This window comes from Pseudomonas sp. FW215-R2, from assembly GCF_058789255.1.
On sequence record NZ_JBYTBO010000017.1, the window covers coordinates 47560 to 59738 of the forward strand.

Here is a 12179-nt window from a genome sequence, read left to right on the forward strand (position 1 = left end):
GATGGCTTAATGATGTCAAACTTCCTGTTTCTGGTGCAAAATCGCATTTTTTGTAGCGGTCGCATTCAGGAAGGGCCGCAGCGCACTCAGGAAATCCCCGCATGCCTACGCCCAAGACTTACTCCTTCACCTTCCCCGCTTTTCTGACCGGCAATGCCACTGTCGACAGCCTCATTGCCGGCAGTTACTGGCTGGGGTCCAACTGGGGCAAAGGTGGAACCAGTTTGAGCTATAGCTTCATGGCTCCTGGCACCTCGTACTTCGTCACTGACTACAGCCCCGACAACGAATACAACGCGCTGTACGAGCTCACTCCGGGTCAGAAGGCGGCAGTGAACTACTCACTGGGGACTTGGGCAGCCGTCACCAATCTCAATTTCAGCCTGACCACAGACACGCTGACCAACGTGGGTGACCTGCGCTTCGGCGGCTATCGGCTGATGGACAACAAGACCGCTGCCTGGGCTTATTTCCCTGCCAACACCCCGGCCGGTGGCGATGTCTGGATTGGCCCGCAGACGGGCGAAGCCACCCCGCTGAAGGGGTCTTATGATGTCATGACCTTCATCCATGAGATCGGTCACGCACTGGGGCTCAAGCATCCGTTCGACGTCAGCTCGACCAACAAGACACTGCTGGATCCGTCACTGGACGACGTTCACTTCACGGTGATGAGTTACAGCAGCAATTACTCGTACCAACCGACGACACCGATGGTTCTCGACATCCTCGCGATTCAGAGCCTGTATGGCGTCAACACGATGTGGCAGACCGGCGACAACGTCTACAAGTGGGCCCCTGACCAGTCGATTTTTGAAACCATCTGGGATGCCGGCGGTAACGACACCATTGATGGCAGCAATCAACTTGCCGCCGTGAAGATCAACCTGAATGAAGGTGCCTACAGCCAGATCGGCAAGGCCTTCACTGACCTGAACACCCAGGCTGCGATCAATGACGGCCTGGCGATTGCCTATGGCGCAAAAATCGAGAATGCCATCGGCTCGGCATTCGATGACGTCCTCATCGGCAACGCACTGAACAACACCCTCAACGGCATGGCAGGTGCAGACTCCATGACCGGGGGTGACGGTAACGACACCTACTACGTCGATAACGCCGGCGATACTGTGGTTGAGCTCGCGAACTTCGGCTCGGGAATCGATACCGTCATTTCCTCCATCAGCTACACCTTGGGCAACAACGTCGAAAACCTTACGCTGGTGGGCACCGACAATCTGACTGCCACCGGCAATGCGCTGAACAACGTGCTGGTCGGCAACAGTGGCAGCAACTTCATTGATGGCGGTGCCGGCGCGGACTTCATGGCCGGCGGCGCGGGCAACGACACCTACATCGTCGACAATGCCGGTGACGTGGTCAGCGAAACCAGTGCGGTCGTCGGTGAAATCGACAACGTGCTGGCCTCGGTCAGCTTCGCACTGGGCGCCAACATCGAGAATCTGACCCTCACCGGTACAGGCGATACGTTTGCTCTGGGCAACGCGCTGAACAACGTGCTGATCGGCAACGACGGCAACAACCAGCTCTCTGGTGGCGCAGGTCTGGACACCATGATCGGCGGCAAAGGCAATGACACCTACGGTCTCGATCAGGCCGGTGAGCTGGCCCTGATCCAGGAGCAGGCCGGCGAAGGTAACGACACCCTGCTGATCACCTACGCATCGACCCTGCAGACCAACGTCGTCGACCTGAACCTCAGCAACCTGCTCAACGTCGAGAACGCCACCCTGCTGGGCAGCGGTAACTTCCGTTTGAACGGCAACGCCCTGAACAACACCCTGATCGGCAACGCCGACAGCAACTACATCGACGGCGGCGCCGGTGCGGATGTCATGGTGGGTGGCGCTGGCAATGACATTTACATCGTCGACAATGTCGGCGACGTGGTCAGCGAAACCAGCACCCTGGCGAGCGAAATCGACACTGTTCAAGCCTCGATCAGTTACACCCTGGGCAACAACGTTGAGAACCTCACCCTCACCGGCACCGACAATCTCAATGGTACCGGCAATGCCCTGAACAACACCTTGATCGGCAACAGCGGCGACAACGTGCTCAACGGTGGCGCCGGCGCGGACATCATGATCGGCGGCGCGGGCAATGACACCTACATCGTCGACAATGCCGGTGACGTGGTCAGCGAAACCAGTACCGTAGTCGGTGAAATCGATACCGTACGGGCTTCGGTCAGCTTCGTTCTGGGCGCCAACCTCGAGAACCTGACCCTCACCGGCACTGCCGACATCTTTGCCTTGGGCAACTCGCAGGACAACGTGCTGATCGGCAACGACGGCAACAACCAGCTCGCCGGTGGCGCCGGTCTCGACACCATGATCGGTGGCAAGGGCAATGACACCTACGCACTGGATCAGGCCGGGGAACTGGCATTGGTTCAGGAACTGGCAAACGAGGGCATCGACACCCTTCAACTGACCTATTCCGCCACACCGCAGACCAGCACCGTCGACCTGAACCTCAGTAACCTGCGCAACATCGAGAACGTCACTCTGCTGGGCAGCGGCAACTTCACGCTGACCGGCAACAGCCTGAACAACACCCTCATCGGCAACGCCGACAGCAACATTATCGATGGTGGCGCCGGGGCGGACTTCATGGCGGGCGGAGCCGGCAATGACACCTACATCGTCGACAATATCGGCGACGTGGTCAGCGAAACCAGTACCCTGGCGAGCGAGATCGACACCGTATTGTCCTCGGTCAATTTCGCCTTGGGCGCCAACGTCGAAAATCTGACCCTCACTGGCACTGCTGACATCTTTGCCCTGGGTAACGCACAGAACAACGTGCTGATCGGCAACGACGGCAACAACCAGCTGTCCGGTGGCGCAGGTCTGGACACCATGATCGGTGGCAAGGGTAACGACACCTATGGCCTCGATCAGTCCGGCGAACTGGCCCTGATCCAGGAACTGGCCAACGAAGGCACCGACACCCTGCTTCTGACCTATGCCGCCACCTCGCAGATTGTCGATCTGAGCATCAGCAACCTGCAGAACGTGGAAAACGTGACACTGCTGGGCAGCGGTAATTTCGCAGTGGTCGGCAACAGCCTGAACAACGTTCTGATCGGTAATGCCGACAACAACATTCTCAACGGCGGAGCTGGCGCGGACACCCTCAATGGCGGCGCAGGCAATGACACCTATGTAGTCGACAACGTCGGTGACGTGGTTATCGAAGAGGGCACCTCGGCGACGGAAATCGACCTGGTTTACTCCTACATCAATTACACCCTGGGCAACAACGTCGAAAACCTTACGCTGGTGGGCACTGACAACATCAACGCGACAGGCAACGCCCTGAACAACGTGTTGAACGGCAACAGTGGCAATAACATTCTCGACGGCGGTGTCGGCGCGGACTTCATGGCCGGCGGCACCGGCAATGACACCTACATCGTCGACAACGTCGGCGACGTGGTCAGCGAAACCAGCACCCTGGCGAACGAAATCGACACCGTGCAGGCCTCGATCAACTACGTTCTGGGCGCCAACCTCGAGAACCTGACCCTGACCGGCACAGGCGATACATTTGCTCTGGGCAACGCGCTGGATAACGTGCTGATCGGCAACGACGGCAACAACCAGCTTTCGGGTGGCGCAGGTCTGGACACCATGATCGGCGGCAAAGGCAATGACACCTACGGTCTCGACCAGGCCGGTGAGCTGGCCCTGATCCAGGAACAGGCCGGCGAAGGCAACGACACGCTGCTGATCACCTACGCATCGACTCTGCAGACCAATGTCGTCGACCTGAACCTCAGCAACTTGCGCAACGTCGAGAACGCCACCCTGCTGGGCAGCGGTAGTTTCCGCTTGAACGGCAACGCCCTGAACAACACCCTGATCGGCAACGCTGACAGCAACTACATCGACGGTGGCGCCGGTGCGGACTTCATGGCGGGCGGCGCCGGCAATGACATCTACATTGTCGACAATGTCGGCGACGTGGTCAGCGAAACCAGCACCCTGGCGAACGAAATCGACACTGTTCAAGCCTCGATCAGTTACACCCTGGGCAACAACGTTGAAAACCTCACCCTCACCGGCACCGACAACCTCAACGGTACCGGCAATGCTCTGAACAACACCTTGATCGGCAACAGCGGCGACAACGTTCTCGACGGTGGTACCGGCGCAGACATCATGATCGGCGGCGCGGGTAACGACACGTACATCGTCGACAATGCCGGCGACGTGGTCAGCGAAACCAGTACGGTAGTCGGTGAAATCGATACCGTACGGGCTTCGGTCAGCTATGTCCTGGGCGCCAACCTCGAAAACCTGACCCTCACTGGCGCTGCCGACATCTTTGCCTTGGGTAACTCGCTGGATAACGTGCTGATCGGCAACGACGGTAATAACCAATTGTCCGGTGGCGCCGGTCTCGACACCATGATCGGTGGCAAGGGCAATGACACCTACGGTCTCGATCAGGCCGGTGAACTGGCCCTGATTCAGGAGCTGGCCAACGAAGGTACTGACACCCTGTTGATCACCTACGCCGCCACGGCACAGACCAACGTCGTCGACCTGAGCCTCAGCAACCTGCACAACGTCGAGAACGTCACCCTGATGGGCAGCGGCAACTTCACGCTGACCGGCAACAGCCTGAACAACACCCTCATCGGCAACGCCGACAGCAACATTATCGATGGTGGCGCCGGGGCAGACTTCATGGCGGGCGGTGCCGGCAATGACACCTACATCGTCGACAACGTCGGCGACGTGGTCAGCGAAACCAGCACCCTGGCAAACGAGATCGACACAGTGATGTCCTCGATCAACTATGTCCTGGGCAACAACCTGGAAAATCTGACCCTCACTGGCACTGCTGACATCTTTGCCCTGGGCAACGCACTGAACAACGTGTTGATCGGCAACGACGGCAACAACCAGCTGTCCGGTGGCGCAGGCCTGGACACCATGATCGGCGGCAAGGGCAACGACACCTACGGCCTCGATCAGTCCGGCGAACTGGCCCTGATTCAGGAACAGGCCAACGAAGGTAACGACACCCTGTTGATCACCTACGCCGCCACACCGCAATCGAGCCTTGTCGATCTGAGCATCAGTAACCTGGTGAATGTCGAAAACGCCACGTTGCTGGGCAGCGGCAAGTTCGCGCTGACCGGCAACAGCCTGAACAACACCCTGATCGGCAACGCCGACAACAACGTCCTCAATGGCGGAGCCGGGGCGGACACGCTCACCGGTGGCGCAGGCGCGGACACGTTTGTTTTCGGTGGCGTCAACGAAATGGGTACCGGCAGCAACCGCGATGTCATTACCGACTTCAACAGTGCGCAAGGCGACAAGATCGACCTGACGAAGTTTGACGCCAACCTGCTGACCGCCGGCTTCAATGGCTTCACCTTCATCGGTGCGGGCGACTTCACTGGCGCCGGCCAACTGCGCTTCGTCGACCACGTGCTTTCGGGCAACGTCAGCGGCAACGCCGGTGCGGACTTCGAAATCCAGCTGGTGGGTGTAAACAGCTTCAGCGCCACCGATCTGGTGGCCTGATACAACCCGACACCCGACCTGTTTTCACAGGTCGGATGCCAAAAAAACGCCCCGATGATTCGGGGCGTTTTTGTTGGCGTCGATCGAGCCAAAGACCTAGCTCAGAACCCCGAGCTCCTTGGCCCTCGCCACTGCCTGTGTGCGCCGCTCAACCCCCAGTTTGCTGTTGATATGACTGGCGTGGGTTTTCACGGTATGCAGCGAAATGAACAGTTGTTCGCTGATTTCCTGATTCGAGCATCCTTGGGCAATCAGACGCAGGACTGCCAGTTCGCGACTGCTCAACTGTTCAGTAATCGGAGAATCCTGCACCGTGCGCAACGCTGGCGGCGGGAAGTGCTCCAGCAGTTGCTGACCTACAAGACCCGGTGCGTTCAGCGACAGTTGCCCGCGCAACCAATCGGCGTGGTCTTTGACCAGGCACTCGAATGGCTGCAACACCCCGCCACTGGCTGCTTCCATTGCCTGTGCCAACGCTTTGCGGGCCTCGGGTTCGCGATTGTTCACCAGCAGCAGCGCCACCTTCTGCGTCAACGCCATCACACTCAACAACTGGCGCCCGGTCTGCTGGCCGTTTTCCAACAGTACATTCAACCGGCCTTCGGCCAGCATCGGTTGCCCCTGAATGACATCCAGCAGCGCCTGCTGCAATTCGACATGCAACGGCAACTGCGGGTGAAACTCCGGTGGTGCCGCGGCGCGTTCGCCGGTGTAGGTCTGCCCCAGACGCGCCAGCCACGCCTCGGCCAGGTCAATCCGCCCCTGCGCCAGCCACAGCTCGCATTTGACCAGCGTGATCATCGCCAGGTAGTAGATCGGCGGAACATCCCAGATGTGCATCAGACGCTCGGCTTCGGCCAGTTCGGCAAAAGCCCGGGCGTAATCACCGCGGCTGCCGTCGAGCCGGGCAATCACACAGTGACCAATCAACACGCTGATATCACGACAGGCGCGCGCTTCACTCAGGCCGGCCTGCAATCGCACTCGCGCCGCGTCGGGCTGCAAGCGCATGGCCAACAGAAACCCCTCATACAGCGTCAATCGCGCACGCACGGCATACAAACGCTGCGCCGACAATCCGCGCAGACGCTCGAGGCCCTGATGCACTTCATCGAGCGAGCGCACGATCTCCCCCCGCGCCTGCAATACCCGGGCACGGTCGTAGTGGGCCAGCGCTTCGAACAGTGGATTGCCGACCCGCTGCGCCAGCTCCAGGGATTCGCGGTTCAAGCCTCGGGCGCGCCACAGATCGCCGTCGGCAATCGCCAGGTTGGACAAGGTCGACAAACACATCAGGCGCTGGCCGTAGCGTTTGGCCGGCAGGCTTTCCAGCGCTTCGCTGCAATACTCGATGGTCTGCTCGCGATGCCCTCGGCCACGGGCGATGATGCCCTTGAGCGCCAGCCATTGGGCAAGCATGGATTTCTGTGCGGTGGCCGACGGCGCCGGCAGAAACCGGCTCAGGTGACTGGCGAGTTCTTCGGCCGCGTCGAGCTGACACGCCAGCCCCAGCGCCCAGCTGTACAACACGATCAGGCGTGGCGTGCTGATCAGCAGACTGTCAGGCAAGTCCATCTTCCAGCGCAGCAACATGCCGACGTTCTGCTCGGCGAGCAGTTGTTCCTCGGACAGGTTCTGCACCAGATTCGCCGCCACGTCCAGATGCCCTGCCCGCAACGCCTGCTCCACGGCCTCATCCAGCAGCCCCTGGGCATTGAACCAGCGACAGGCGCGCAGGTGCAGTGTTGCCGCGGGGACGATCGCCCGGGCGATCGGCCTGCTGCGCAACAGATCGGAAAACAGATGGTGATAGCGATACCAGTGCCCGTGTTCATCCAGCGGCACCAGAAACACCTGATGCGCCAGCAGGAAGCGCAGAATCTCGGCACTGTCGTGGGATTCGCGCACCGCGTCGCATAACTCGCTGCAAAAGCGTTCCTGCGGTGCGGTGTCGTAGAGAAACGCCTGCACCTCGGCCGGCAGGCAGTCGATGACTTCTTCCAGCAGGTAATCACGGATCAGCCCTTCCCCGCTGTTCAAGGCCTGCGGCAACGCTGCGTCACTCCCGGCCTCGGACACCGCCAGCAACCAGAAGCGCAGCCCGGCCACCCAGCCTTCGCTGCGCTGGATCAGGTTTTCCAGGGCCTCGCCGCGCAGCGAGCTACTGTGACGGTCGAGCAACGCCAGGGCTTCGTCGTGGGTCAGGCGCAGATCCTGTTCATGCAGTTCCAGCAACTGTCGCGACAGGCGCAGACGGGCGAGATGCCAGTCCGGTCGCTGACGGCTGGTAACCATGACCAGCAGGCCATCGGGCAAATGATTGAGGAAGAATTGCAGACAACGGTCGAGTACCGGCCCTTGGGCGAGGTGGTAATCGTCCAGCACCAGCAACAGGGGCGAGGTCGGTTGCAGGTGCAGGGCCAGCTCATCGAGCAGGCCGTCGAGCCATTCTTCAAAGGCGAACGGCTGATGACGCTGACGCATTTTCAACAGACCGAGTGCGCGGCTGCCGAGTTCCGGGAAGTAGTCCTGCAAGCCTTCGAGCAAGCGCTCGAGAAAGCGCCCCGGGTCACTGTCCCGGGCGCTCAGTCCCAGCCACAGGCTTTGCCAATGTCCCGGCAGGCTTTGACAGAACTCCACGGCCAGCGAGCTTTTGCCGAACCCGGCCGGGGCGCAGACCAGCAACAGACGTCCACCGAGCCCGGCTTGCAGGCGCTCGCAGAGGCGGGGTCGCAATACGTATCCGTCAGGCAGCGGAGGACGGAAAAAACGTCCGTCCAATGCCGCGACGGCAACGCTTGCGGGACCCGGAAGTGGGGACAGATCAGTCATGGCCGGCTCTTGTTTGAATGGCTGTTGGCGGCGTAGCAGATGTCCGCAGACTAGCCTTAAACGGCGTACATATGAAGTTGTTGCTACAAATGGCTACAAAATCACGACGCAAAAAAAACGCCCCGAACCAGTCGGGGCGTTTTTTCGAGGATGCGGCCTCGGGTTACAGCTTAGCGGATACCGTCCTGGCCCAGGTTGCCCGGCTGGAATTCACTTTTACTGGCAGAGAAGCCGAAGTCATACGCTGATTTCTCTTCGTTCTTCATGCCCAGCGCCAGGTAGCGACCCGATTGCAGGTCATACAGGGTTTCCAGCGCGTACCACGGCACTTGCTTGTCGTAGTAGTCCTCGGCATGGGCCTCGGCGACACGCCACAGCTGACCGCGACCGTCGTAATGGTCGATGACGGCTGCTTGCCAAGTATCTTCATCGATGAAGAAGTCACGTTTGGCATAGATGTGACGCTGACCCGGTTTCAAGGTTGCCACCACGTGCCAGACGCGACGCAGCTCGTAACGAGCCAGGTCCTGATTGATATGACCGGCCTTGATGATGTCGGTGTACTTGAGTGTTGGCGAATCGATCTTGTAGCTGTTGTTGGCAATGTACATCTCTTTCTTGCCTTCAAGCTTCCAGTCATAACGATCCGGTGCACCGTTGTACATGTCCAGGTTGTCGGAGGTACGCAGACCGTCCGCCGCCGTGCCCGGACCGTCATAGGACACTTGTGGTGCCTGACGTACGCGACGCTGGCCGGTTGCATAAACCCAGGCCTTGCGCGGCTCTTTCACCTGGTCGAGGGTCTCGTGCACCAGCAGCACGGTACCTGCCAGACGAGCCGGCGCGGTCACTTTCTGCTTGAAGTAGAACAGCACGTTGCCCGGGTTGGCCGGATCGTAATCCTTCATCTTGTCGCGGAACACGAACTGGTCCTGGAAATACACCAGGCTGAACGAGCCGTTGGTCTGCGGCGTCGCCTGGGTCACCAGACGGGTCACGCTGCCACCGCGATAGCGAGTGATGTGGTTCCAGATGACTTCCAGACCGTCTTTCGGGATCGGGAACGGCACGGCGGTCTGGAAGTTTTCCAGACCGTTGCCACCAGCCACCAGCGTGGTGGTCGTGGCGTTTTTCCTGATGGCGGCGAACACGTCATCCGGCACGGTGGCACCGCGATGGGACGGGTAAACCGGCATCTTGAACGTGTCCGGGTAACGCTTGAACATCGCGTACTGGCCCGGCGCAAGCTTGTCCTTGTACTGGTCGACGTTCTGCGCGGTGATGGTGAACAGCGGTTTTTCACTGGCGTACGGATCGGACAGGAAGCCTTTGCTGTCGACGGTGCCAGCATTTTTCGCCAGCGGTTTCCAGGCCGGGATCGAACCGTCGGCGTTGCCCGCCATCTCGGCACCCATCGGGGTCAGGCTCTTGCCCAATTTGTCGGCCTCGGCGGCAGGGACCGCCGCCATCACGCTGGTCGCCAGCAGCGAAAGCCCCAGAACACCGGCGTGGAACAGACTCTTTGTTATTTTCATATGGTTGTTCGTCCTGAAAAAACTGTGCTTAGAAGTTCACGCCAACACTGAGGGCAACGAAATCGCGATCATCCACCGTGCTGTATTCGCCACCAAAGAAGTTGGTGTAGGCCAGGCTTGCGGTGTAGGTGTTCTGGTATTCGGCATCAAGCCCGAGGCTGATGGCCTTGCGGCCTTCCTCGAAGTTGCCGCCAGGGCCTGGGGAGTAACCCTTGACGTCGTGGGACCAGGCCACGTTCGGCTTCAGGTTCACGCCGGCGAACACGTCGCTGTAATCCCAGATGGCACGAGCGCGATAGCCCCAGGAAGTGGCGGTGGTGAAGCCGTTGTTGTCGCAATTGCTGGAGCGGTTGCTGGTCGAAGCGCCAGGGCCGGCACCGTTGATGGTCGAGGTATTGAGGATCTGCGAGCAGGTATCCAGGCCGCCGGTCGCCGGCAGCTCACCCGGACCGAAGACCGGATCGCGGCCATAACGGGCCTCGGACTTGCTCTCGAGCCCGCCGACGTGAGTCACACCGACTTCACCCACCAGGGTCAGACGGTTGGCGCCCATCACCTGATCGAAGAAGTGCGTCAGGGTGGTCTGGAGCTGAGTGATTTCCTTGCGGTTGTAACCGTGCAGGTCCTGGCCTGGAACGCCATTGAGGATCGAGGCGTTGGTCAGCGCGCCGCCCAGCGGACGCACACCGGCGAACAGGATGTCGGTGGAGTTCAGTTGCACCGGCGCGTTCGGCCGGTAGCTGATCTCACCACTCCACGCCGTGCCGGTAGGCAGGGTGGTGGAGAAACTCAGACCGTAGAGACGAATGTCCTCTGGATACTCGATGAAATACTCGGAGTTACCCGCCACCACCAGAGGGCCCAATGCCTGGAACGGGCCAGGAAGCGCCTTGACGCCGTTATAGATCGACTGTGGCGCACCGGTTGCGCTGAAGATCGGCGCACGGCTGTGATAGTTCATGAAGTAGGCACCGAACTCGGTGGCCAGCGGATCGAACATGTACTTGGCGGACACGCCCCACTGCCCGCTGTCCCGCGCATTGCGGTTCGGGGAGCGACGCACCAGCACGCCTTCTTCGTTGACGTCGACATTGGCGGCTGCCAGCGGGCCGAGGGCAACACCCGGAATGGTCGAGCGCTTGTTCAGCACGCGCAGGTTGTCGTCGCAACCTGTGGTGACGATGTCAGGCTGGGAGAAGAACGTGCCGCAGTTGTCGGTCACGGTCTTCTGCCAGTCGATCTGGTAGAAACCTTCGGCCGACAGGTTTTCGGTGATGCTCTGGGACAGGTAGAACATGTTGACCGGGATCAGGCCTTCCTTGATCTCGGCGCCCGGACGGCGGAAGGCGGAAACGTCGATCGGGTTGATCGAGTTGATGCCGCCACCGATGAAGGTACTTTCACCCCAGTTCACCACCTGCTTGCCCAGACGCACCGAACCCGGCTCATCGGCAATGGAGTAGTTGTGGTAAACGAAGGCATCGAGGATCTGGCCACCCGAAGAACGGGCTGCCACGTCGCGGTTATGGTTGCTGACGTCCTTGTATTCCAGATCCTGGTTCTGCAGCGCGAAGTCGTACCAGTATTTGCCCCGGACGAAGACACCGGTGTCGCCATATTTCAATTCGAGGTCGTGGATGCCCTTGAAGATCTTCGAGAAGGCTTGACCGCTCTTGAAGTTCAAGTGACCGTCGTCGGAGGTCTGGGACAGGCCCCGGCCGCCGTTGTTGACACCAATAAGATCCTTGTTCGGCTGCTGGGTCGAAATACTCATGCCCAGGGAGAGCGAGGAGTCGAACTGGCCTTCGATTTCACCGACGTTGAAGCTGACGCCGAATGCGGGCCCGGCGAGCGTGGAGGCAAGACTGACCGCCAGAGGCAGTTTCGCCCGGCGCCAGAACTGGTTTACTGAGGTCATCGACGCTACTCCATGTGCATTATTGTTATGGCAGTGAGTACTTTTAAAAACGCCTGAAGGACCGGGCGCCAGAGGCCTCCCGAAATCACTTCAATGTTGCATCGCCCCGTGTGTGCGTGTGCCCCGTTCTTAAAAATCCTTGAGCGGACTATAGCCAGCAGGTGGTACTGCTTGATCCCTCTAAAGTGTGATTTGCAGCTGCCGGCCACTCTGGAACAGTCCTTTCGCCAGTCCGACACATGTCGGCACGGCAAGGATGGCTGAAAATTCGGATTTAACAAGCCAAGCGCTTGCTTGGTGGGTCTGGCGCGCCGTTTTCGGCGC

Annotated in this window: 4 protein-coding genes; 1 reads left to right on the forward strand and 3 read right to left on the reverse strand. The window is 59.9% G+C overall.

Annotation, left to right across the window (positions count from 1 at the left end):
* Positions 1 to 101 precede the first annotated feature (101 nt).
* Positions 102 to 5570 carry a M10 family metallopeptidase C-terminal domain-containing protein gene (locus AC3WRD_RS21935; RefSeq protein WP_102621238.1) on the forward strand — a complete coding sequence of 1823 codons (5469 nt, stop codon included), beginning with the start codon at positions 102 to 104 and terminating at the stop codon, positions 5568 to 5570.
* Positions 5571 to 5666: 96 nt separating this feature from the next.
* On the opposite strand, the gene AC3WRD_RS21940 is transcribed toward AC3WRD_RS21935, so the two are convergent.
* From AC3WRD_RS21940 to AC3WRD_RS21950, 3 genes are all read right to left on the reverse strand, one after another.
* A complete protein-coding gene (locus AC3WRD_RS21940; protein WP_102621237.1) occupies positions 5667 to 8402 on the reverse strand; it encodes a winged helix-turn-helix domain-containing protein in 2736 nt (911 codons plus the stop codon).
* Between the two features lie 170 nt (positions 8403 to 8572).
* Positions 8573 to 9937, reverse strand: coding sequence for a DUF1329 domain-containing protein (locus tag AC3WRD_RS21945; protein ID WP_096822787.1), 1365 nt, complete (start codon positions 9935 to 9937; stop codon positions 8573 to 8575).
* A gap of 28 nt (positions 9938 to 9965) precedes the next feature.
* Positions 9966 to 11855, reverse strand: coding sequence for a DUF1302 domain-containing protein (locus tag AC3WRD_RS21950; RefSeq protein ID WP_096822786.1), 1890 nt, complete (start codon positions 11853 to 11855; stop codon positions 9966 to 9968).
* Positions 11856 to 12179: the final 324 nt, after the last annotated feature.

What these genes read in the sequence shown, in the direction of transcription:
- AC3WRD_RS21935 (WP_102621238.1), top strand. Translation starts at nt 102, where the DNA reads ATGCCTACGCCCAAGACTTACTCCTTCACCTTCCCCGCTTTTCTGACC.
- AC3WRD_RS21940 (WP_102621237.1), bottom strand. Translation starts at nt 8,402, where the DNA reads ATGACTGATCTGTCCCCACTTCCGGGTCCCGCAAGCGTTGCCGTCGCG.
- AC3WRD_RS21945 (WP_096822787.1), bottom strand. Translation starts at nt 9,937, where the DNA reads ATGAAAATAACAAAGAGTCTGTTCCACGCCGGTGTTCTGGGGCTTTCG.
- AC3WRD_RS21950 (WP_096822786.1), bottom strand. Translation starts at nt 11,855, where the DNA reads ATGACCTCAGTAAACCAGTTCTGGCGCCGGGCGAAACTGCCTCTGGCG.